21 protein-coding genes and 1 pseudogene are annotated in these 20,926 nt (G+C 65.0%); 7 read left to right on the top strand and 15 right to left on the bottom strand.

Annotated elements, in window-relative coordinates; genetic code table 11:
• Positions 1 to 3: 3 nt before the first annotated feature.
• Both H607_RS0110035 and H607_RS0110030 read right to left on the bottom strand, forming a co-directional pair.
• Positions 4 to 723 (bottom strand): LrgB family protein, encoded by a 720-nt coding sequence (locus H607_RS0110035; protein WP_211218544.1) that lies wholly within the window; start codon positions 721 to 723, stop codon positions 4 to 6.
• Positions 713 to 1,060, bottom strand: a complete 348-nt coding sequence (locus H607_RS0110030) for a CidA/LrgA family protein (RefSeq protein ID WP_028875324.1) — start codon at positions 1,058 to 1,060, stop codon at positions 713 to 715. The genes H607_RS0110035 and H607_RS0110030 overlap by 11 nt, the downstream gene beginning before the upstream one ends.
• Positions 1,061 to 1,177: 117 nt before the next feature.
• Between H607_RS0110030 and H607_RS12615 the strand changes: the two genes are divergently transcribed.
• Complete coding sequence (locus H607_RS12615) at positions 1,178 to 1,993, top strand: TerC family protein (protein WP_083962021.1); 816 nt, start codon at positions 1,178 to 1,180, stop codon at positions 1,991 to 1,993.
• Position 1,994: 1 nt separating this feature from the next.
• Here the strand turns inward: H607_RS12615 and H607_RS0110020 are convergent, their stop codons facing one another.
• Together H607_RS0110020 and H607_RS0110015 are read right to left on the bottom strand one after the other, a co-directional pair.
• The gene (locus H607_RS0110020; protein ID WP_028875323.1) at positions 1,995 to 2,966 is read right to left on the bottom strand and encodes an NAD(P)H-dependent flavin oxidoreductase; all 972 of its coding nucleotides are present in this window, start codon (positions 2,964 to 2,966) and stop codon (positions 1,995 to 1,997) included.
• Between the two features lie 71 nt (positions 2,967 to 3,037).
• Positions 3,038 to 4,384, bottom strand: coding sequence for a M48 family metalloprotease (locus H607_RS0110015; protein ID WP_211218543.1), 1,347 nt, complete (start codon positions 4,382 to 4,384; stop codon positions 3,038 to 3,040).
• 46 nt (positions 4,385 to 4,430) lie between these two features.
• Here H607_RS0110015 and H607_RS0110010 point away from each other — a divergent pair, with 46 nt between their 5' ends.
• The 3 genes from H607_RS0110010 to gshB are packed head-to-tail and all read left to right on the top strand — an operon-like array spanning position 4,431 to position 7,995.
• On the top strand, positions 4,431 to 5,708 hold the full coding sequence (locus H607_RS0110010; protein ID WP_028875321.1) for an Eco57I restriction-modification methylase domain-containing protein: 1,278 nt from the start codon (positions 4,431 to 4,433) through the stop codon (positions 5,706 to 5,708).
• 44 nt (positions 5,709 to 5,752) lie between these two features.
• A complete protein-coding gene (gene gshA, locus H607_RS0110005) occupies positions 5,753 to 7,054 on the top strand; it encodes a glutamate--cysteine ligase (RefSeq protein WP_028875320.1) in 1,302 nt (433 codons plus the stop codon).
• Positions 7,051 to 7,995, top strand: coding sequence for a glutathione synthase (gshB, locus tag H607_RS0110000; RefSeq protein WP_028875319.1), 945 nt, complete (start codon positions 7,051 to 7,053; stop codon positions 7,993 to 7,995). Before gshA ends, gshB begins: the two co-directional genes overlap by 4 nt.
• On the opposite strand, the gene H607_RS0109995 is transcribed toward gshB, so the two are convergent.
• The 7 genes from H607_RS0109995 to H607_RS0109965 form a co-directional block, all read right to left on the bottom strand.
• Positions 7,996 to 10,686 (bottom strand): cation-translocating P-type ATPase, encoded by a 2,691-nt coding sequence (locus H607_RS0109995; RefSeq protein ID WP_028875318.1) that lies wholly within the window; start codon positions 10,684 to 10,686, stop codon positions 7,996 to 7,998.
• Between the two features lie 91 nt (positions 10,687 to 10,777).
• Positions 10,778 to 11,455, bottom strand: coding sequence for a hypothetical protein (locus H607_RS0109990; protein WP_028875317.1), 678 nt, complete (start codon positions 11,453 to 11,455; stop codon positions 10,778 to 10,780).
• A 116-nt stretch (positions 11,456 to 11,571) separates the two neighbouring features.
• A complete protein-coding gene (locus tag H607_RS0109985) occupies positions 11,572 to 12,906 on the bottom strand; it encodes an ammonium transporter (RefSeq protein ID WP_211218541.1) in 1,335 nt (444 codons plus the stop codon).
• A 23-nt stretch (positions 12,907 to 12,929) separates the two neighbouring features.
• On the bottom strand, positions 12,930 to 13,268 hold the full coding sequence (glnK, locus tag H607_RS0109980) for a P-II family nitrogen regulator (protein WP_028875315.1): 339 nt from the start codon (positions 13,266 to 13,268) through the stop codon (positions 12,930 to 12,932).
• Between the two features lie 235 nt (positions 13,269 to 13,503).
• A complete protein-coding gene (locus H607_RS0109975; RefSeq protein WP_028875314.1) occupies positions 13,504 to 14,286 on the bottom strand; it encodes a MetQ/NlpA family ABC transporter substrate-binding protein in 783 nt (260 codons plus the stop codon).
• 45 nt (positions 14,287 to 14,331) lie between these two features.
• Positions 14,332 to 14,997, bottom strand: coding sequence for an ABC transporter permease subunit (locus H607_RS0109970; protein ID WP_028875313.1), 666 nt, complete (start codon positions 14,995 to 14,997; stop codon positions 14,332 to 14,334).
• Complete coding sequence (locus H607_RS0109965) at positions 14,997 to 16,004, bottom strand: methionine ABC transporter ATP-binding protein (protein WP_028875312.1); 1,008 nt, start codon at positions 16,002 to 16,004, stop codon at positions 14,997 to 14,999. The genes H607_RS0109970 and H607_RS0109965 overlap by 1 nt, the downstream gene beginning before the upstream one ends.
• 778 nt (positions 16,005 to 16,782) lie before the next feature.
• Here H607_RS0109965 and ltrA point away from each other — a divergent pair.
• Positions 16,783 to 18,283, top strand: a pseudogene (ltrA, locus tag H607_RS12610) (group II intron reverse transcriptase/maturase).
• A gap of 100 nt (positions 18,284 to 18,383) precedes the next feature.
• Here ltrA and relB read toward each other — a convergent pair.
• Entirely contained in the window at positions 18,384 to 18,608 is a 225-nt protein-coding gene (gene relB, locus H607_RS0109955) for a type II toxin-antitoxin system RelB family antitoxin (RefSeq protein ID WP_028875311.1), read from the bottom strand.
• Positions 18,609 to 18,634: 26 nt separating this feature from the next.
• Between relB and H607_RS13410 the strand changes: the two genes are divergently transcribed.
• Together H607_RS13410 and H607_RS13550 are read left to right on the top strand one after the other, a co-directional pair.
• A complete protein-coding gene (locus H607_RS13410) occupies positions 18,635 to 18,808 on the top strand; it encodes a hypothetical protein (RefSeq protein ID WP_157381296.1) in 174 nt (57 codons plus the stop codon).
• A gap of 132 nt (positions 18,809 to 18,940) precedes the next feature.
• On the top strand, positions 18,941 to 19,510 hold the full coding sequence (locus H607_RS13550) for a hypothetical protein (protein ID WP_211218540.1): 570 nt from the start codon (positions 18,941 to 18,943) through the stop codon (positions 19,508 to 19,510).
• A gap of 119 nt (positions 19,511 to 19,629) precedes the next feature.
• Here the strand turns inward: H607_RS13550 and H607_RS13545 are convergent, their stop codons facing one another.
• From H607_RS13545 to H607_RS0109935, 3 genes are all read right to left on the bottom strand, one after another.
• Positions 19,630 to 19,869, bottom strand: coding sequence for a DUF2442 domain-containing protein (locus tag H607_RS13545; RefSeq protein ID WP_211218539.1), 240 nt, complete (start codon positions 19,867 to 19,869; stop codon positions 19,630 to 19,632).
• A gap of 370 nt (positions 19,870 to 20,239) precedes the next feature.
• The gene (locus H607_RS0109940; protein WP_245563182.1) at positions 20,240 to 20,677 is read right to left on the bottom strand and encodes a putative toxin-antitoxin system toxin component, PIN family; all 438 of its coding nucleotides are present in this window, start codon (positions 20,675 to 20,677) and stop codon (positions 20,240 to 20,242) included.
• Positions 20,674 to 20,898, bottom strand: a complete 225-nt coding sequence (locus H607_RS0109935) for an AbrB/MazE/SpoVT family DNA-binding domain-containing protein (protein WP_028875308.1) — start codon at positions 20,896 to 20,898, stop codon at positions 20,674 to 20,676. The genes H607_RS0109940 and H607_RS0109935 overlap by 4 nt, the downstream gene beginning before the upstream one ends.
• Positions 20,899 to 20,926: the final 28 nt, after the last annotated feature.

Raw genomic sequence — 20,926 nt, 5'->3', positions numbered from 1 at the left:
GATTCACCCCAGCCACGGCAAGACCACCGCCGTCACCACCCCATTGAGTCCCATACCCAGGGCGGCGAAGGCGCCGGCCACGGGATCGATCTGCATGGCGCGGGCCGTGCCGATGCCGTGGGTGACCACGCCCAGCGCCAGACCCTTGGCCGCGGAGGAGCGCACCCGCATCAGCGCAAAGAGCAGCGGCCCGAAGAGCGCTCCGAGGATGCCGGTGAGGATGACGAACACCGCCGCAAGCGCCGGGATGCCGCCCATCTGCTCGCTCACCGCCATGGCGATCGGGCTTGTCACCGACTTGGGTGCGAGCGTGCGCAGCATGGTCGCGTCCAACCCCAGTGCGGCCCCGAGGGCCACGGCGCTGCCGGCGGCCGTCACTGAGCCGGCCACGAGCGCCGCGGCCACTGCCTTGGCGTGGGCCGCCACGCGGCGGCGCTGGTGAAAGAGCGGGATCGCCAGGGCCACGGTGGCCGGGCCCAGGAGGAAATGAATGAACTGCGCCCCGGCGAAATAGGCCGGATAAGGCAGGCCGGAGCCCACGAGCAACACCCCGAGGGTGGCGATGCTCCAGGCGACGGGATTGAGCAGCGGATGCAGGCCGCTTCGCCGATGTACCCATTCCCAAGCGAGATACACCGCCAGCGTGACCGTCAGGCTGAAAAGCGGGGTGGCCGACAGATACACCCAGAGCTCGCGCCAGGGCGCGATTGCTTCAAAGGGCATCTTCCCCTCCTGCCAGCCGTTCGAACACCCAGGCCGAGACCGCCAGCCCCAGGAGTGTGCTCACCAACAGCACCACGCCCAGCACCAGCCAGGACTGCTGCAAGCGCTCCCAATGCGCGACCACCCCCACCCCTGCCGGCACGAAGAGCAGCGAGAGGTGGCGCAGCAGCGTCCCGCCTGCTTCCTCCAGCGGTTTGGGTACCCGCCCCAGCGGCAAGAGGAGCGCGAGCGCGAACACCAGCCCCATCACGGGTCCGGGTACCGGCCAATGAAAGAACCGCACCACCACTTCACCGGCGAGCTGCAGCGCCAGCAAGGCCGTGAGACCCCACAGCATGATCGACTCCATCGCGTGCGGCACCTCGGGCCGCGGTCTTCCCATTCTAGCGAAAACCGTTCCTGCGAGGCGAGCGCATTTATAATGTGCGTTTCCTCAGTAGAAACCCCTCCGCCCATGGCAGCCCTGCTCGATCCTTCCCTATGGATCGCCTTCATCACCCTCACCGCGCTCGAGATCGTGCTCGGCGTCGACAACATCATCATGATCGCCATTCTCGTCGGTCGCCTGACGCCGGAGCGGCAACCCATGGCCCGTTTGGTCGGGCTCGCGCTGGCGATGCTCACCCGCATCGCGCTGCTGCTCACGCTCTCCTGGATGATGCGGCTCACCGATCCGCTCTTCACCGTGCTAGGGAACGACTTCTCCGGACGCGACCTGATCCTGCTCGGCGGCGGCCTCTTTCTGCTGTGGAAGAGCACGATGGAGATCCACGCCGCCCTCGAAGGGGCGGACGAAGCGGGAACCGTGCGTGCCTATGGCAACTTCTTCACGATCGTCACCCAGATCGCGCTCATCGACATCGTCTTCTCGCTCGACTCCGTCATCACCGCGGTGGGGCTCGTCAATCAGATCCCGGTGATGATCGCCGCGATCATCACCGCCGTGGGCGTGATGATGTTCACTGCCGGCTCGATCAGCGCCTTCATCGAGCGCCACCCCACCATCAAAATGCTCGCACTGAGTTTTCTCGTGGTGATCGGCGTGCTCCTGATCGCCGAGAGCTTCGGCCTGCACGTGCCCAAGGGCTACGTTTATTTCGCCATGGCGTTCTCAGTCGGCGTCGAGATGCTCAATATCCGCATGCGGCAAAAGATGTCGCAAAAGCCGGTGAAGCTGCATCCGCCGCTCGAAGCGGCACTCACGCAGGAAGAAGGGGAAGAAACGAAGACAGGGCTGGAGGCCGGAAAAGCCTCCGACCACCCTCGCTGAGTCAGCGCGCGAGTGCCGCGCTGCGCGGCAAGGCGCAGGCCGCTTCGTATTCGCGCGCGAGCCGTTCGACGAGCGCCGCCGTCGGCACCACCTCATGGATGAGCGACACGCCGTGCCCCGCGCTCCACACGTCGCGCCAGGCGCGCACCTCCGAACCGATATCGTGCAGTTTGCCCTTACCCGATAGTTGCTGCAGCTTCTCGGGCGTGAGCCCGGCCGCTTCCAGGCTGGGCCAAAGGAAGTTGGCATTGACCCCCGAAATCGCGTCGGTATAGACCACGTCGTCGGCACGCGCCTGCAGCAGCATCTCCTTGTAGCGCGGTGGCGCCATTGACTCCTCGGTGGCGATGAAACGCGTGCCGAGATAGGCGAAATCGGCCCCGAGCACCTCGGCCGCGCGCACACCGTAGCCGTCGGAAATCGCCCCGGCCAGGATCAAGGTCCCTTCCCAGAACTCCCGAATCTCGCGCACCAGGCTGAAAGGGCTCTGTGTGCCGGCATGCCCGCCTGCGCCGGCGCACACGGCGATGATGCCATCGACCCCTGCCTCGATCGCCTTGCGCGCGTGCCGCGCCCGGATCACGTCGTGGAAGACGAGCCCGCCGTAACCGTGCACCGCCTCTACGATGGCCTGCGGATTGCCCAGGCTGGTGATGACGAAGGGCACGCGATGGGCCACGATACAGGCCAGATCCTCCTGCAGACGGGAATTGGTGTGGTGCACAATGAGATTGACGCCATAGGGCGCACAGGGCCGCTCGGGATGCTCGCGCCGAAAGGCCGCCAGCGCCTCCTCGACGCGCGAAAGCCAGACTTCGAGCTCGCTCGCCGGTCGGGCGTTGAGCGAAGGAAAAGTACCGGCCACGCCGGCCTGGCAGCAGGCGATCACCAGCTCGGGGCCGGAGACGAGGAACATGGGCGCGGCGATCACCGGCACACGGAAGCGCCCTGTGAAGGCGGCGGGAACGGGCATGGTCTTCTCCTGAGGGATGAGGCGGGTCGCTCGATTCTAACATTCGTTCGAAACAAGTTTCAAACAATCGTTCACCTCAAATAGCCCCATTGCACCAAACGCTGCCGGGCATAAGCCGCCGCCTGGCCGCGCCCGCCGGTGCGCTGCAGCACGTCGGCGTAGAGGCGCGCCGCCTCCTGCCGCCGCCCCAGCCCCTCGAGCGAGACGCCGCGCAGGAAGGTGATGCCGGTATCGCCGGGCAGCAGTCGGTCGTAGGTTTCCAGCGCGATCAGCGCCTCGTCGAAGCGGCGCTGCTGCAAAGCCGTCGCGGCCAACACCTTGTGCGCCTGGGCCTCCTGGGGATAGACGGCGCGGGCGTGCTCGGCATAGGCGCGCGCCTCGTCGAGCCGCCCACGCGCGAGCAGGGTCTGCGCCAAGCGCACGTTGGCGGCGTAATCGTCCGGCGTGAGCTTGACCGCCTCACGAAAATGCTGCTCGGCCTCGGCCAGTTTTTTCGCGCCCATCGCCTCTTCGCCGCGACCGCAACGCTCGATGGTCGGACGCAAGGCACGCAGCGGCGCCGTCCGGTCCATGAAGCGCTCGCGCTGCACGGGAAAACGCTCGCTGTCGGCAAACTCGGTCTCGGCCAACCATTGCGCCCGTTGGTAGCGTTCCTGCGCCATGGGGTGCGAAGCGAACATCGTCTCGAGCAAGCCCGGTTGAGATTTTTCTTCTTCGAGCAAGACTTGGTGCAGCCGCGCCATGCCACTGGCGGGGTAACCGGCGAGCACCATGTAGCGCTGACCGAGGTAATCCGCCTCGCGTTCCTGTTCGCGCGAATAAGAGGCCAGAAGTGCACTCGCACCGATCGAGCCGCCCTGCACTAGGAATTGTCCCCAGTCATTCTTGCTCGTGGCCGCATCGAGCGCGGTGAGCGCCACCTGCGCCACCAGGGACTTGGCCTGCTGCTGCGCCGAATGACGCGCATTGACGTGGCCGATCTCGTGGCCGAGCAAGGCGGCGAGCTGCGCCTCGTCGTCGAGCCGGACCACGAGCGCGCGCATCGTCCCGATCGAGCCGCCGGGAAAGGAATAAGCATTGAGGTAATTGGCGTTCAACACGCGGTAGGAATAGGGCATGTTCGGCCGGTGGCTCACCGCGTGCACCCGCGCCCCCACCTCGCTCACGTAGGCATTGACCGAAGTCTGCTGGATCGGTCCCAGGTCGAGCGAGAACTGCTGCGGGGCGAGCTGGCGATCGAGGGCGATCTCCTGCGCCTCGCTCATGCCGACGAAGATGGTCTCACCCGTGACAGGCGAAGTGGCGCATCCGGAAAAGAGTGGTGCGGCCAGGCTCGCGCCCAGCAGCTTGAGCACCTCGCGCCGCGTCATTGGCTCACGGCCGGTAAAATTCGACATCATCCAGGCGGTCTCGCGCATTTCGTCCTCCCACGCAGGGCGGTGGAATCGGCTATCATCCCGCTCCATGATAGAAGAAATCCCACCGGACGCGCTGGGGCAGGTGTTCACGCCCGAGCCCGTGGTGCGCGCCATGCTGCGCCTGCGCCGCCGCTACGGCCGCATCCTCGAGCCCGCCTGTGGTGACGGGGCCTTCCTGCGCCACCTCGAAGCCGATGCCCTCGCCTGCGAGCTCGACCCCCGCGTCTGTCCGCCGCGGGCGCGCTGCCTCGACTTCTTCGCCCTGCCCGAGCACGAAAAGTTCGCCACGATCATCGGCAATCCGCCCTACGTGCGCCGTCGCGACGTGTTGCCCGAGACCGCCGCGCGGCTCGAAAGCCGCCTGCTCGACGGCCACGCCAATCTCTACCTGCATTTCATCGAGAAGGCCGTGCGCCACCTTGAACCCGGGAGCGAGCTCATCTTCATCACCCCACGCGACTTTCTCAAGGCGACCGCCGCCCGCTGGCTCAACCGCTGGCTGCTCGCGGAAGGAAGTTTCACCGAAGTGATCGACACGGGCGATGCGCGCCTCTTTGCCGGCGCCGTGCCCAACTGCCTCATCTGGCGCTTCGAGCGCGGCCGGCGCGCACGCACGCTACGCTACGCCGAGCTGGGGCGGGAAGCCGGCTGGCAGGAACGGCTCGCGGTGCTCACCTCCGTTCTGCCTGCTCCTGACGACGAGATCCCGCCGCCGTGGGAAGCGCGCACCGTGCTCGAACACGACGGGCACCTCGCTTTCGTGCGCGACACGTATCCCCTGCGTCTGTCCCAGGTCGCACGAGTGTGCGTCGGTGCCGTCTCCGGGGCGGACGAGATCTACGCCGACCCCCGCTGGGCGAACCGCGAATTCGTCTGTTCCTCCACCGTGCGCGATGGCCGCACGCGATCCATGCGCTTCGTGCGTCCCGGCGAGCCCCTGCCTCCGGAGCTGATTCCCTTTCGCGAACGGCTGCTCGCGCGGCGCGTACGCACGTTCGACGAAAACAACTGGTGGGAATGGGGTCGCTATCATAGGGAAAGCGACGCGCCCCGGGTGTACGTGAACGGCCGCACCCGCGCTCCGCGCCCATTCTTCGTCCACCCCTGCCGGGATTGGGACGGCAGCGTGCTGGCGATCTTTCCCCACGATCCGCGGCTCGACGTCGATGCACTCGCCGCGGCGCTCAACGACGAAGTCCCCTGGGCCGAACTCGGCTTCGTGTGCGACGGGCGCTTTCTCTTCTCCCAGCGCAGCCTGGAGCGCGCGCCGCTGCCCGCTTCTTTCGCCCGCTTCCTGCCCGGGCAGTGTGACGAGGCGGCGTAACCGGTACAATCGCGGACGAACCACCCGCAAGGATGCCTCTCATGATGGTGCCTCACCTCACCACCGCCCTCACCGGGCCGCTGCTGGCCATCGAGCGCCAGTTCCTCGAAGAGCTGCCGGCGATCGAACAATGGTTCCGTGGCGGTTTCTGCGAGCATACGCCTCCTTTCTATGCCTCCACCGACCTGCGCAACGCCGGATTCAAACTCGCGCCGGTCGATCTCAACCTCTTTCCCGGCGGCTTCAACAACCTCTCCGACGACTTCCTGCCCCTGGCGGTACAGGCGACGCAAGTGGCGATCGAGCGTGTCTGTCCCGAAGCCAAGCGCCTGCTCCTCATTCCCGAGAACCACACGCGCAACCGTTACTACCTGCTCAACGTCGCCCGCCTGCAACGCATCCTGCGGCTGGCCGGCCTGGAAGTACGCATCGGCTCGCTGCTACCCGAGATCACCGCCCCGACCGAGCTCGAGGCGGCCGAAGGCGAGCACGTGCTCGTCGAACCCCTGGTGCGCCGTGGCAACCGACTGGGGCTCGCCGACTTCGACCCCTGCGCCATCCTGCTCAACAACGACCTCTCGGGCGGCGTACCGCCGATTTTGCGCGACCTCAGCGAACAAAACGTGATTCCCCCCCTGGTGGCCGGCTGGCACACCCGGCGCAAATCGCACCACGCCGAGATCTACGCCCGCGTCGCCACCGACTTCGCCGAAGCGATCGGCCTCGATCCCTGGTACCTCGTCCCGGCGCACCGGGTCGTGTCCGGCCTGGATTTTCAGAGCAAGGAAGGTGAAGACCGGCTCGCCGACACCGCCGCCGAGCTCTTCGCCGAGATCCGCGCCGCCTATGCCGCCCGCGGTATCGACCAACAGCCCTTCCTCGTGGTCAAGGCCGACGCCGGTACCTACGGCATGGGCGTGATGACGGTCAAGGATCCGGCCGAACTGCGCGAGCTCTCGCGGCGGCAGCGCAACAAGATGGCCAAAGTAAAAGAAGGGCTGGAAGTGCATCAGGTGATCGTGCAGGAAGGCGTGCCGACTTTCGAGCGGCTCGGGGACGCGGTGTGCGAGCCGGTCGTCTATATGATCGATCGCTACGTCGTGGGCGGTTTCTACCGTGTGCACACCGAACGCGGCCCCGATGAAAATCTCAACGCACCGGGCATGCACTTCGAACCGCTGCGCTTCGCCGCGAGCTGCTCGCTGCCCGACTCGGGCCTCGCCCCCGACGCCGAACCCAACCGTTTCTACGCCTACGGCGTGGTGGCGCGCCTGGGCCTGCTCGCCGCCGCCATCGAAATCGAAGAACTCGTCGCGCGTTTCGGCGCGGAAGGAGAAGCGGCATGAAACTCGCGTTTCTCGTCGACCCCTTGCCCAAACTCAAGGTAACGAAAGATTCCTCCATCGCCATGATGCGCGCCGCCCAGGCGCGCGGCCACGAGATATGGACCTGCCAGCGCGAGGGACTTTCCTGGGAAGAAGGCGCCGTGTGGCTCTCGGCCCAGCTCATCACCCTCACCGACGGCGGAGCCGGCGCCTGGTATGAGATCGTCTCCGAAGCGCGCGTGCGCGCCGACCAATTCGACGCCATTCTCATGCGCCAGGACCCTCCGTTCGATTTCGAGTATCTCGCCGCCACCTGGCTGCTGGAGCGCGCCGAAGCCCAAGGCGCCCGCGTCTGGAACCATCCCCGGGCGATCCGCGACCACTCGGAAAAACTCTCCATCCTGGAATTCCCGCAGTTCACGCCGAATACTCTAGTCGCGCGTGACCCGGAACGCATCCACGCCTTCATCGACACCCTGGGCGACGTGATCCTCAAACCGCTCGATGGCATGGGCGGCAGCCAGATCTTCCGCGTGCATCGCGAGGACCACAACCGCTACGTGATCGTCGAGACGCTGACGCACCACGGGCATCGCACCATCATGGCCCAGGAATACCTGCCGCAGATCCGCGACGGCGACAAACGGGTGCTCTTGATCGCCGGCAAGGTGATGCCCCACGCGCTCGCGCGCATCCCCAAGCCCGGCGAGACGCGCGGCAACCTCGCCGCCGGCGGGCGAGGCGTGGCCGTGCCCCTCACCGCAGCCGAGCGGGAAGTGGCCGAAGCGCTCGCCCCCATCCTGTGGCAACGCGGCCTCCTGATCGTGGGGCTCGATCTCATCGGCGGACGGCTCACCGAGATCAACGTCACCAGCCCCACCTGCATGGTGGAGATCGCGGCCCAGACCGGTTTCAACATCGCCGACGAGGTGATCGCGGCGCTCGAGCGCGAGGCGCGGTAATTACAAGAGGGTCCGCCCTGTACGCCGCAGAATCGCTTTCTCCACCTCCACGGCGAGGAAAGCCAAGAAGGCCGCAAGAATGGCGTACCCCCAGGCGACCAAGTCCAGCCCCGTCGTGCGAAACACGAACTGCAGCGGCGGCGCGTAGACGAAAACGATTTGCAGCAAGGCAAGCACCCCGATCGTCGGCCACAGCGCGACATTCCCCTTCAGGCTCGCCCGGCGCCAGGCCGAGGCAAGGAAGCGGCGGCAGTTGAAGAGATAGGCGATCTCCACGGCCACCAGCGTCGTGGTCGCCGCGGTGCGCGCAACGGTCTGATCCAGGTCACGCAGCAGCGCGAGCATCTCCGCGCCGTAGCAGAGCACGCACACGAGCGCCCCGACGAAGACGATGCGCCAGATCATGGCCGGCGTCATCAACGGTTCGGCCGGAGGCCGGGGAGGACGGCGCATCACGTCGTCCTCGGGCAGTTCGAAAGCGAGCGCCACCGACAGCGTCACCGCCGTGACGAGATTGACCCACAGAATCTGGGCCGCCGTGATCGGCAGCGGCCAGCCCACCGCCAGGGCGATCGCCACCACCAGGGCTTGGGCCACGTTCACCGGCAGCACGAAGAGCATCGCCTTCTTGATGTTGTCGTAGGCGACCCGTCCCCAGCGTACCGCTTCGGCCAAGGTGGCGAAATTGTCGTCGGCGAGCACCATCGCCGCCGCCTGCCGTGCCGCGTCGGTGCCGCGTCGGCCCATGGCCACCCCGATGTCGGCCGCCTGCAGCGCCGGCGCGTCGTTGGCCCCGTCGCCGGTCATGGCCACGATGTGTCCCTGCCCCTGCAACACCCGCACGAGGCGCAGCTTGTGCTCCGGCGCGGCCCGCGCGACGACATCGGTCCGGGTCAAGCGCTGCGCCAGGCTCTGGTCGTCGAGCCGCTCGAGTTCGTCGCCCGTCAGGGCCGTGTCGGCACGTAACCCCAGCATGCCGCCGATGGCGCGTGCCGTCACCGGATGATCCCCCGTGATCATCACCACCCGGATACCGGCCTCGTGGCACTCGCGGATCGCCTCCTTCGCTTCCGGCCGCGGCGGGTCGACCAGACCCGCCACGCCGAGCCATTCGAACCCGCCCTCCACGTCCGCCTCGCACAGCGCATCGAGCGGCTCTTGCAGCCGTTTCCAGGCAAAGGCGATGAGGCGGCGACCCGCTTCCGCCTCTTGCTGCAGACGGGCATGCCAAAGCTCGACGTCGAGCGGCTGACCATCGGCGTCGCTGTCGCAGCGAGCGAACACCGCTTCGGGTGCTCCTTTGAGCACGATGAAACGGTTACCGTGATGATCGCGGTGCAGCGTGGCCATCCAGCGCCGTTCCGCCTCGAAAGGCAGAAGATCGAGGCGGGGACGGCAGGTGCGTTCGTGCGCCGGATCGAGCCCGGCCTTGAGCGCCAGCACGAGGAGCGCCACTTCCAAGGGATCGCCCTCGCCAACCCAATGCCCCTCTTCGTCGGCATGAAGCGCCGCATCGTTGCACAACAGCGCTGCCCGGGCGAGCCGCACCAAGCCGCGTACGCCCTCCGGCGGACGCGCCCGTCCGCCGCGCACGAACTCTCCCACGGGCTCGTAGCCCACACCCGTTACCTCCACGGTGTCGTACGGCAGCAGCACCGAGGTCACGGTGAGCTCGTTGCGCGTGAGCGTACCGGTCTTGTCGGTACAGATCACCGTCACCGAACCGAGCGTTTCCACCGCCGGCAGACGGCGCACGATCGCCTTGTTTTGCGCCAAGCGCTGCCCACCGATCGCCAGGATGATGGTGACGATCGCCGGCAGCCCCTCGGGGATCGCCGCCACCGCGATGCCGACCACGGCAAGGAAGACTTCCGCCAAGGGTTGCCCCATCCCCCAATAGGCCCAGGCAAAGAGCAATGCCGAAGCGGCAAGTATCACCACCGCCGCGCCGCGGGCGAAACGGTCGAGCCGACGGGTGAGCGGCGTTTCGAGGCGGACGATGCCGGCGACGAGCCGTCCGATGTGGCCGATCTCGCTGTCCGCCCCCGTGGCAACCGCCAACCCCACGCCCTGACCGCGCACCACCGTGGTGCCGGCATAGAGCATGGAGCGGCGCTCGGCAAGCGGCGCTTCCTCGGATACTGGCTCGGTCTGCTTCTCTACCGGCAACGATTCTCCCGTGAGCGTCGACTCATCGGCCGCGAGCCGCCGCACCGCCACCAGGCGCAGGTCGGCCGGTACCGCCATCCCCCCTTCGACGAAGACGAGATCGCCCGGGACCACCTCTTCGGCCGCAATCTGGCGACGCTCCCCGTCGCGGATGACCGTCGCCGTGCGCGGGAGCATGGCCTTGACCGCCTCGAGCGCCTTTTGAGCCTTGCCCTCCTGAATCGCGCCCAGGATGGCTGAAACGAGCACCACGGCGAAGATCACCGCCGCATCGGTCCATTCACCCAGCCAGGCGGTGACGGCGACCGCCGCGAGCAGGACGTAGATCAGAGCGTTGTCGAACTGGCGCAACAGGCGACGCCAGGCAGGATCAGGCTTGGCTTCGGGCAAGCGGTTGGGTCCATGGACCGACAAACGCCGTTCGGCTTCGGCCTGGGTCAGACCGCCGCGCAGGCGGGCGGCAAGCTGTTCGGCCGTCTCGTCGACGGTCTGGGCATGAAAGGGTTTGATTTTCCGGGTCATCGGGAAGGAAGGCACGACGAAGAAGGGAAAGGCGAGCGTTGCATTGCAGCATAGCACGTCGCCGCATCGGCACGACTTGCAGAAACGAGGATCAGCCGCGCCCGCCCTGCCAGGCAGCGAGGAGGGAGTCGCGATAGGGCGCGAGCAAATGGATGGGCACTTCCACCACCGGCCCACCCAAGGTGGTTCCAAGGTAGCGGCCGAGCACCGGCGTTTCGGCGCCGGGCAGCAGGACCTCCACCGGCGCGTTCGCCTTCAGCCGCAAGTTGCGCTGCGCTTCGTCGAAGAAAACCGAGCCGTGGGTGAAATTGAGCTGCGCCTCGGTTTCGAGCGGCTCATCATTGGGCCGCACACCGCGCACGACGACCGGTGCGAGCCGTACGTCGTTGCACAGCTTCAGCGCTTGGGTGCGCAAGCGTTTCTCCAGTTCTTCCTCGGAGAGGAAAGGGACGTTGCCCACGCGTGCTTCCAGATCGGCGAGCTCCTCGTCGGTGAGGTGCGGTGCCGCGCGCACCAACAGCTCCTTGGGAATCGTCTTGCCCGGTTCGCGCCGGGGCCGCTCGACATCGACATGGTGCAGCATCTTGTGGATCACGATCCCGCTGCCCTGCAGGCGCTTCGTCGCCACTGCCTTCAAGCCCTGATGAACTACGTCCCCCAACAACCCATCGACGATGCGCGCAAGATCGGTACGTGGCATCTTCTGCAAAGGCTCGGGAAGGGACACTTCCATCGTGTAGGTCAAGATGAGACGGCTCGTGTCTTTCATGGGCAGCGTGCAACCGGATGGATGCCCCCATGCTAGCACGACCCCTTGGTTCAGACCAAGAAAAACCCCCGGTTCATCACCGGGGGCAACGACGGGAATCGCCGTCGGAGAGGAGACTATAGGCGATAGGCCGTCTCGCCGTGGGTAGCCACGTCCAGCCCCTCGCGCTCTTCTTCCTCGCTCACACGCAAGCCCCCGGTGAGCGCGCCGGCGATCTTGTACGCGAGGAAGGCCACCACGGCGCTCACCACGACAGTGGTGAGCACGCCCCAAGCCTGCACCCACAGCTGATGCATCACGGAGAAATCCGCCTTGCCGTTGCCCGTGCCGCCCAGGGCCGGCGAAGTGAAGACTGCGGTGAGCAGCGCCCCCACGATACCGCACACCCCATGCACGCCGAAGGCATCCAGCGAATCGTCGATGCCGTGCCAGCGCTTGAGGGCGCTCACGCCCCACAGGCCGGCCACCCCGCCGATCAAGCCCATCACGATCGAGCCGATCGGACCCACCGTGCCGCAGGCCGGGGTGATCACCACGAGCCCGGCCACCGCACCCGAAGCCGCCCCGAGCATGGAAGGCTTGCCCTTGACGAGCGCCTCGGCCGCGCTCCAGGAGAGTACCGCCGCCGCCGTGGCGAACAGCGTGTTGAGAAAGGCGAGCGCCGCACCCGAAGTCGCCTCGAGGTTGGAGCCGGCGTTGAAGCCGAACCAGCCCACCCACAAAAGCGAGGCCCCGACCATCGTGAGCGGCAGGGAGTGCGGCGCGAGCGCCTCGCGTCCATAGCCGATGCGCTTGCCCACGAGCATCGCCCCCACGAGCCCGGCCACGCCGGCGTTGATGTGCACCACCGTGCCGCCGGCGAAGTCGATCGCTCCCGCACCCAACAGCCAGCCGCCCGGCCCCCAGACCATGTGCGCGATCGGCAGGTAGGAGAAGGTGAACCACAGCACCATGAAGACCATCACCGCGGCAAACCTGATCCGCTCGGCAAAAGCCCCGATCACCAGCGCACAGGTGATGGCGGCGAACGTCCCCTGGAAGGCGATGAAAACGTACTCCGGCAGTTTCACTTCGGGGGTAAAGGTATCGGCGAGGCTGTCGGGCGTGACGCCAGTGAGGAACACCTTGGCAAACGATCCGAGCCAAGGTTTCGCTTCGGTGAAGGCGAGACTGTAGCCATAGCAGGCCCACAGCACGAGCACCAGCGAAGTCACCATCAACACCTGCATCAGCACGGAGAGCACGTTCTTCGCCCGCACCATGCCGCCGTAGAAGAGCGCCAAGCCTGGCACGATCATCATCAGCACCAGCAGCGTGGACGTCATCATCCAGGCGACGTCACCGCGGTGCACCACCGGTGCCGCGGCGCTCGCCGCGTCCTGCGCCCATGAAGGGAGGGAGGCCGTCGCCAGGAGCGCCGCCGAGCCGAGCCGTTCGATTCCGTGTTTCATGATCCGCCTCCTCGTCGTACTCATCACAGCGCTGCCGCGCCGGCCTCGCCGGTGCGGATGCGGATCGCGTTTTCGAGATCGAAGACGAAGATCTTCCCGTCACCCACCTTGCCGGTGAAAGCGGACTTCTCGATCGCCTCGAGCACCTGCTCGAGCAGCTCGTCCGGGATGGCCACTTCGAGCTTGACCTTGGGCAGGAAATCGACCACGTACTCCGCCCCGCGGTAGAGCTCCGTGTGCCCCTTCTGCCGCCCGAACCCCTTGACCTCGGCCACCGTGAGCCCCTGCACCCCGTTCTCCGAGAGCGCCTCGCGCACCTCGTCGAGCTTGAACGGCTTGATGATCGCCATGACGAATTTCATGTTCCTTCTCCGTAGCGGGAATGCCCCCACCCTCCGATTAGCACGGATCGTGCCAACATGCAGGAAAAGCAAAAGGGGCGCGGCAACGAACCGCGTCCCTTTACGTTGGCGCTACGGAACCGAGGAATCCGCGCCGCCGATCGATGACGGAGCGCGAAAGGATCGGACCGTCCCTGGCGCGCTCCCCCGGGCGAACGCACCGTTTCGGTGCGTTCCGCGAACCGATCCGGGGCATTCAGAACGCCGGCACCACGGCCCCCTGGTATTTCTCGAGGATGAAGCGCTTCACCGCCTCCGAGTGCAAGGCGCGCACGAGCTTCTGCATGGCCTCGCCATCCTTGTTGTCCGGCCGGGCCACCAGCACGTTCACGTAGGGCGAATCGGCCCCCTCAATGACGAGCGCGTCTTTCGTGGGATTGAGTCCGGCCTCGAGCGCATAGTTGGTGTTGATGAGGGCCAGATCGACCTGGTCGAGGATGCGCGGCAGCGTGGCCGCCTCCAGCTCCTTGAAGCTCAGCCGCTTGGGATTGTCGGCGATGTCCCGCGGCGTAGCGGTGATCTTTCCCGGATCCTTGAGCCTGATGAGTCCAGCGCGCTGCAGCAGCAGAAGCGCCCGCCCGCCGTTGGTCGGATCGTTGGGGATGGCCACGACGGCGCCCTCCTTGAGCTCGTCGAGCTTCTTGATACGGCGGGAATAGGCACCGAACGGCTCGATATGCACCCCCGCCACCGCCACCAGGTCGGTGCCGCGATCCTTGTTGAACTCGTCCAGGTAGGGTTTGTGCTGGAAGAAGTTGGCATCCATGCGCTTCTGCGCCACCTGGATGTTGGGCTGGACGTAGTCGGTGAACACCCGCACCTCCAGCTCCACCCCTTCCTTGGCGAGCATGGGTTTGACGTACTCCAGGATCTCGGCATGCGGCACGGGCGTGGCCGCCACCAAAAGTTTCTCGGCCCAAGCGGCTGGAACGAGACCGAGCGAAGCGCTCAGGATCAGCAAGGCGTTTTTCCATTTCATGGCACGCACTCCTTCCTTGGTTGAAGAAAAAAATCCGTTGCCACGCTAACGGCGGCTGAAACGCAGCACGAGCCGGTCGCCCAGCATCTGCAGCAGCTGCACGAGCACCACCAGCAGGGCCACCGTGATGACCATCACGTCGGTCTGGAAACGCTGGTAACCGAAACGGATGGCCAGATCTCCCAGGCCGCCCCCGCCGATCACCCCCGACATGGCGGCGTACGACACCAGGGTGATGGACGTGACGGTGACTCCGGCGAGAATTCCCGGCAAAGCCTCGGGCAAGAGCGCCCCGAAGACGATCTGCGGCACCGTCGCCCCCATCGCCTGGGTCGCCTCCACGATGCCCCGATCCACCTCCCGCAGCGCCGCCTCCACCAGACGGGCGAAGAGCGGCGCCCCGCCCACCACCAGCGGCGGAATCGCCCCCGGCACCCCCAACGAGGTTCCCACCAGCACGACGGTGACCGGGATCATGACGATGAGCAGGATCACGAACGGCACGGAGCGCAGCAGATTGACCACGAAAGAGAGCACCGCATAGACGAGCGGCTGCTCCAGCAGCTGGCGCTTGCCCGTGAGAAAGAGCGCGATCCCCAAGGGCAAACCCAATAACACGACGAAAAAGAGCGACACGCCGACCATGACCAGCGTATCCCCGCAGGCCCGGCCGATCTCCAGCCAATCCACATTGGTCAGCCATTGTGCCATCATCGCAGCACCTCCACATCCACCCCTGCTTCAGTGAACGCCCGCAGCGCCGCCTCCACGTCGCCGCCGACGAACGAGAGGGTCAATTGACCGTAAGGAACGTCCTTGATGTGATCGATGCGTCCGGCGAGGATGCTGAAATCCACCCCGCAGCGCCGTACCACCTCGCCCAACAACGGCCGGTAGGTCGACGCTCCCTTGAACGTCAGCCGCACCACGCGCCCCGCCGCCTGCTGCAAGCTCTCCTGGAATTCCTCCGTATCGACGTGCTCGCTCTCGAGCACAAACTCACGAGTCGTAGGATGGCGGGGATGGAGGAAGACCTCGCTCACGGGCCCGGTCTCCACCACCCGCCCACCGTCCATCACCGCCACGCGGTCGCACACCCGCCGCACCGCGTCCATCTCGTGCGTGACGAGCACGATGGTGAGCCCCAGGCGACGGTTGATGTCGGAGAGCAGCTGCAGCACCGAACGGGTGGTCTGCGGATCGAGGGCGCTGGTGGCCTCGTCCGAGAGCAGGATGGAGGGGCGACAGGCCAGCGCCCGGGCGATACCCACGCGCTGTTTCTGCCCGCCGGAAAGCTGGGCTGGATACTTGTCCGCGTGCTCGCTCAAGCCGACCAGGGCGAGCAGCTCCTCGACCCGCGCCGCGATGGCGGCCCTGGATTCCGTGCCGGCGATCTTCAGGGGAAAGGCGACGTTCTCCGCCACCGTCTTGGACGAGAGCAGATTGAAATGCTGGAAGATCATGCCGATGCGCCGACGAAAGGCACGCAGCTGCGCCGGCGCCAGACAGGTGACGTCCTCGCCTTCCACCACGACGCGCCCCTGGCTGGGACGCTCGAGCAGATTGACGAGACGCAGCAGCGTAGACTTCCCCGCGCCGGAATGCCCGACGATGCCGAACACTTCCCCCCGTTCGATCGTCAGCCGCTCGACTTCCAGCGCAAGGATCTCCTGCCCCCGGACGCGGTACGTTTTGCGAACGCCGTCGAATTCGATCACATCCACCGTCCTTCACCGCAAAAAGCGGATTTTCGCATGGGAAAGGCATCATCTTCACCCCGGCGCATCGGCAGGAAGCGAACGTATTCCGGCAAGGAATATTCTGAATGCAGCCATGCTTGACGCCGTTGCCTGCCACCGCGATACTGCAAGCGGGAAAAAACACTTGGCGCGTCAAGATCATGGGTTACCCTGACGTTTTGCCCACCGCAATCGACAAAACCTGGAAATTCAAAGGACTGTGCCAAGAAACCACGGAGAATGCTGATGAACTCGATCGGGTTGGCGCGTCACTTCCAGGAGCTCACCGGATTCGAACCCATGGCCTGGCAAAAGCGGCTCCATCGCCAGAGGAGAGGGACACCCAGTGCGCCGGGACGAAGCCGGCAGAAGATTGGAGGTGCGATTCCTCTACCCGGTAAGGCGTAGCGCGCCGCCGGGGCCCCGAGTCATGGGCTGATGCTCGCGAGGGCAAAAGTTAAGCGTTGACAGGGGAATGCATAGGCTCGGTATTGAGCTCCGAAATCAAACTTGGGAACGCCGACCGCGTTGGGTGATCGGGAAGGCAACACAGGCTGCGGCGCCATGCAAGCGGTGGCCTGGTTCCCCGGAGTCGTAAAGACCCGAAGCATGTGCTGATGTCTTCTGAGCGGAACCCGGGAGGCCTCACACGCGGGGCAGCGATGCCACTGCCTGCCCAAGGTGAAGAACTGATCGGCAGGCAGAGCGTGATGAGGAGTCGGACAAGGCCGTAGTAGCGAGGAAGCAGGCGAACAAATTGAAGAGGATCGCAGCAACACCCCGTGAATCCGAGAGGCGGAGCCTGTGGAGCGAAGGGCCTTGGCGGAGAGAATTTCCTGAACGGACGCCCGTGACCGGGACACAGAGCCCGGGGCAAGCGGAAAGCGGACTGGACAGGATACGTGCAGCAGCCAAGCGGGACCGGACGCTGCGATTGAACAACCTGATGCATCACCTCGACGTGGAGCTCTTGCGGCGCGCCTACCAAGCGCTCAACCGCAAAGCGGCGCGCGGGGTCGATGGCCTGAGCTGGGAAGAATACGGCCAGGAGCTCGACGCCCGCCTGCACGACCTGCATCGCCGCATCCACGAGGGGCGCTACCGGCCACAGCCGGTCAGGCGGGTCTGGATACCCAAGGCCGACGGTCGGCAACGACCGCTGGGCGTCACCAGTGTCGAAGACAAACTGGTCCAGCAAGCCTTGGTGTTCCTGCTCAACCCCATCTACGAGACCGATTTCAAGGGATTCAGCTATGGCTTCAGGCCCGGGCGCAGTCAGCATCATGCGCTCGATGCCCTGCACGTGGCGCTTACCCAGCGCAAAGTCAGCTGGATACTGGACACGGACATCAGCACCTTCTTCGACAGTGTCGACCATGGGTGGCTGATGAAATTCGTGGCACACCGGGTTGCCGATCGCCGCGTGCTCCGACTGATCGAGCAAACGCTCAGCGCAGGGGTAGCGGAAGAGGGGCAGTGGCACCCGACCCGATCGGGTACCCCGCAAGGGGGCGTGCTCTCGCCCTTGCTGGCCAACATCTACCTGCACTACAGCCTCGATCTGTAGGTAGAGGCATGGCGCAAACGACAGGCGCGTGGGGACGTGTATATCGTGCGCTATGCCGATGATGCGGTATTGGGGTTTCAGTACCGCGACGATGCAAACCGTTTCAGACGAGCGCTGACCGAGAGGCTAGCCAAATTCTCACTGAAACTGCACCCGGAGAAAACCCGGCTGGTCGAATTTGGCCGCTATGCCGCAGAAAACCGGGCCAAGCGCAAAGAGGGAAAACCCGAAACTTTTGCTTTCCTTGGTTTCACGCACCTATGCGGCAAACGCCGCAGCGATGGCCGCTTCACCGTGCATCGCACGACCCAGAGCAAGCGGCTGCGTGCATTCCTGTCTGACCTGAAGAAGTGGCTGTTGGCCAACCGGCATATCCCCGTAGCGGCACAAGGCCAGTATCTCAGGCAGGCATTGCAAGGATTTGCCAACTACTTCGGTGTCCCCGGCAATATCGGGGCACTGAACGCGGTACGCACTCAAGCGTGCCGCGCCTGGTTTCGAGCCCTGCGCCGACGCAGTCAAAAGGCAGTACGGCTCAACTGGCAGAAGATGCAGCTCATCATCGGCCAGTGGGTTCCCTCGATGCGCATCGTCCACCCACACCCGAACGAACGTCTGCGCGTCTGACTCAACGCAAGAGCCGGATGCGTTAGCAGCGCACGTCCGGATCTGTGCCGGGGAATTGGTTTGAGAGGGTCAGCCCTTGATCACCAATTCTCTACGGCGACCTTAGTTAACGTAACGCCTCACATTACAAAGCTATCGCATCCCCGATTTGCGGTAAATCCCTTTCATTTTTCCATGCCATAGCGCTTCATCACTTCTTCGAGAGGCACGGCCTTGGTTTTGCCTGCACGAAGGTCGATCAGGCGCTGTTCCGCAAGGTACAAGTCCTCGAGATCGTCCAGGTACTCGAGGATGGCTTGGCGGACATAGTAGGTCTTGGTGCGCCCGGTGGTCTTCGCCAGCTTTTCGAGGCGTTCTTCGATCTCGGGGGGTAGTCGCACGGCAAGCATGTTTCGGCTCCTCGTCAAACTGATATATGAGTATATCAAAATGGCGACAGTTCCACCCCGCCACCGACTTCCGCGCCCATGCATTGCCTGTTTGGTGCCATGATGATGAAGGGACACCCCCTTTCTTTTGGGTGATCGACGTGGTCGGGCTGCCGGATGCGAGCATGGCGGGGATGAATGTGCTGTGGGTGGTGGGGTAGTGACGTCAAAAAATTCGATCCCGCCCTGGTTGCCACCCTGGTCAACCGGGAGCTCAGCCGCCTGTCCAGCCAAGTCAAAACGCTGGAAAAGGTGCTCTGCGCGCGCCGTATTCCGACAAAGAGCGCCAGCGCTTGCTCACGCTGGCGGCCAACTGGCGCGCACTGCTGGCGTTTGACGATGGTGCGCCGAAGTTGGCCGACGCACTGGAAGCCTTTGCTGCCGCCTACCAGCAGCGCTCGCCCGATCTGAAGCGACTGCACGACGAGGTGGTCTTCCAGGCCGGCGCCTACCGAATGGGCCATTGGGGGCTGGTCAAGCATTTCATCCCCGGCGTCACCGACTGCCTGGACGACTTCGGCAACGTCCTGCCCAAGTACCGTGACGCTTTCAAACGCCGCTACGAGGCTGACGGCAACCTCAGCGTCGAAGCCCAGTCGCAGCTGCTCAAGGTGCAGTACGCGCTGATCCCCAACCGCCGAGATCCCTACCGGTACGAAGAGATGAAGTGGCGAGGGCTGGTCACCGACGACGGCATCGTGCCCATGGACGTTAAGGAAGCGTTGGCGCTGATGATAAGCAATCAAGCCGGCACGACTCCGACTTGCCGCGGCAGCGCCTTTCCTTGGGTGGGGCGAGTCGCTTCCCAACCCAAGCAAGCGAGCCAGATCGCCCGCGGAATCGGCTTGCGGGTCCGAAGATAGTCACTCACGCGGCGCAGGCTGATGCCCAAAGCGTCGGCCGCTTCGCTCGGCGATAGGCGGTTGCGCCGCATCCAGTCGGCGAACATTTCGTGGCTTACCTCGCCGGCCTGTTCCTTGGCCTAGGCATAAACGTTGTCCGCCCCGAACGCGGTGTCGAACCACTCGATGGCCCCACCCCCTTCGGCCAGGTGCACCCGAGTAAAAACGGTAGGATCGAGCACGGGAGCAAGCGCCGCAATCCGGCGAAGACGCTCACCGATGTCGACGTCGAGCACTTCGCCCGTGTTCCAATAGGTACGCAGGCGGTATGGGGCCAAGGCTTCGACGGCCGTGAGTCGCGGAACGAAAAACGCACTCATGATCTGCTCCTGTACCACTGCTCGAACAAGAACACACGGTTGGCCTCGATCCAGTCCAACGCCTCGCGGATGTCTCGCACAGCGATCCGCCCCTTGATCTCACCACTATATCGAGCTCGACGAGGCACTCGCCGCGCCCATCGCGCAGCTTTACGTGAACACGGGGCGGAGGATGATCATCCAGATACATCAAGATCCGGACGTCTCGATATTGATGCAAGACAGGCATAACGTTCAGTGTAGGGCAAGCGCCGTTGCCCAGCAAGCGAAAGGGCCAATGATGAAGAAATGAAACGAACAAAGGGACGAACAAAGGGACACCCAATTATTGGAACGCGCTGTGGGATCAGCAGCCGCGGCTCGCGCCGGATTATCGACGGCGGTGAGCGGGTAGCCAGTCGGCAAACTCGGCCACCGTGAAGATGGGAATGTGAAACTGGTCTCTGACCGTCTGAAGGTCGCTGTCGCCACTGACCAAGGCATCAGTCTGAGCCACGGCGGCGAGCGCCAGAAAGATCACATCATCGGGATCACGAATCTCCGGCAGCCCCCCGGGCCTTGCCTCGACCTTGACGGTTTCCACGAACGGCAGAAATTCAGCCAGTAACGTTTCTTGCTCGTCCTGACTCAGATTGAACTTGGGGTAGGCAAGGACGTGCAGCAGTTCGCTGACCGTGTCGCGACTGGCCAACGCGATGAAGTGCTTGGCCTGCCATGCCTCGCGCAGCCAAGCAAACTTACCCCGCGAGAAGATCAGGGCCGAAACCAGGCAGTTGGTGTCGAGGACAACGCGCGGGATGCTGCTCATGTGCGCTTTCTCGCCCAGGCGATGGCCTCAGCCACGTCATCTTGCGTGATGCCCAGTTCTTCCAACTTGGCCCGTACCGCGTCGGCCTGCTGCAGGCGAACCGGCGTCAGCACGATCTTGCCGTCCTGAACCGTGACGTCGTAGTAGTCGGCCTCGCCCACGGTCTGGACGATGGCCTTGGGCAAAGTGACCTGGTTCTTGCTCGTGCGCTTGGCCAGCATGGCAATCTCCGAAAGTAATGAAGTAAGG

It is taken from the genome of Tepidiphilus margaritifer DSM 15129 (assembly GCF_000425565.1).
Lineage (GTDB): Bacteria > Pseudomonadota > Gammaproteobacteria > Burkholderiales > Rhodocyclaceae > Tepidiphilus > Tepidiphilus margaritifer.
Note: the sequence above shows the minus strand (reverse complement) of the source record. Positions and strands in the feature narration are given on the sequence as shown.

Coding starts and splice junctions, on each gene's coding strand:
- H607_RS0110035 (WP_211218544.1), bottom strand. CDS start 723: ATGCCCTTTGAAGCAATCGCGCCCTGGCGCGAGCTCTGGGTGTATCTG.
- H607_RS0110030 (WP_028875324.1), bottom strand. CDS start 1,060: ATGCTGTGGGGTCTCACGGCCTTGCTGGCGCTGCAGCTCGCCGGTGAA.
- H607_RS12615 (WP_083962021.1), top strand. CDS start 1,178: ATGGCAGCCCTGCTCGATCCTTCCCTATGGATCGCCTTCATCACCCTC.
- H607_RS0110020 (WP_028875323.1), bottom strand. CDS start 2,966: ATGCCCGTTCCCGCCGCCTTCACAGGGCGCTTCCGTGTGCCGGTGATC.
- H607_RS0110015 (WP_211218543.1), bottom strand. CDS start 4,384: ATGCGCGAGACCGCCTGGATGATGTCGAATTTTACCGGCCGTGAGCCA.
- H607_RS0110010 (WP_028875321.1), top strand. CDS start 4,431: ATGATAGAAGAAATCCCACCGGACGCGCTGGGGCAGGTGTTCACGCCC.
- gshA (WP_028875320.1), top strand. CDS start 5,753: ATGGTGCCTCACCTCACCACCGCCCTCACCGGGCCGCTGCTGGCCATC.
- gshB (WP_028875319.1), top strand. CDS start 7,051: ATGAAACTCGCGTTTCTCGTCGACCCCTTGCCCAAACTCAAGGTAACG.
- H607_RS0109995 (WP_028875318.1), bottom strand. CDS start 10,686: ATGACCCGGAAAATCAAACCCTTTCATGCCCAGACCGTCGACGAGACG.
- H607_RS0109990 (WP_028875317.1), bottom strand. CDS start 11,455: ATGAAAGACACGAGCCGTCTCATCTTGACCTACACGATGGAAGTGTCC.
- H607_RS0109985 (WP_211218541.1), bottom strand. CDS start 12,906: ATGAAACACGGAATCGAACGGCTCGGCTCGGCGGCGCTCCTGGCGACG.
- glnK (WP_028875315.1), bottom strand. CDS start 13,268: ATGAAATTCGTCATGGCGATCATCAAGCCGTTCAAGCTCGACGAGGTG.
- H607_RS0109975 (WP_028875314.1), bottom strand. CDS start 14,286: ATGAAATGGAAAAACGCCTTGCTGATCCTGAGCGCTTCGCTCGGTCTC.
- H607_RS0109970 (WP_028875313.1), bottom strand. CDS start 14,997: ATGGCACAATGGCTGACCAATGTGGATTGGCTGGAGATCGGCCGGGCC.
- relB (WP_028875311.1), bottom strand. CDS start 18,608: ATGCTTGCCGTGCGACTACCCCCCGAGATCGAAGAACGCCTCGAAAAG.
- H607_RS13410 (WP_157381296.1), top strand. CDS start 18,635: ATGAGTATATCAAAATGGCGACAGTTCCACCCCGCCACCGACTTCCGC.
- H607_RS13545 (WP_211218539.1), bottom strand. CDS start 19,869: ATGAGTGCGTTTTTCGTTCCGCGACTCACGGCCGTCGAAGCCTTGGCC.
- H607_RS0109940 (WP_245563182.1), bottom strand. CDS start 20,677: ATGAGCAGCATCCCGCGCGTTGTCCTCGACACCAACTGCCTGGTTTCG.
- H607_RS0109935 (WP_028875308.1), bottom strand. CDS start 20,898: ATGCTGGCCAAGCGCACGAGCAAGAACCAGGTCACTTTGCCCAAGGCC.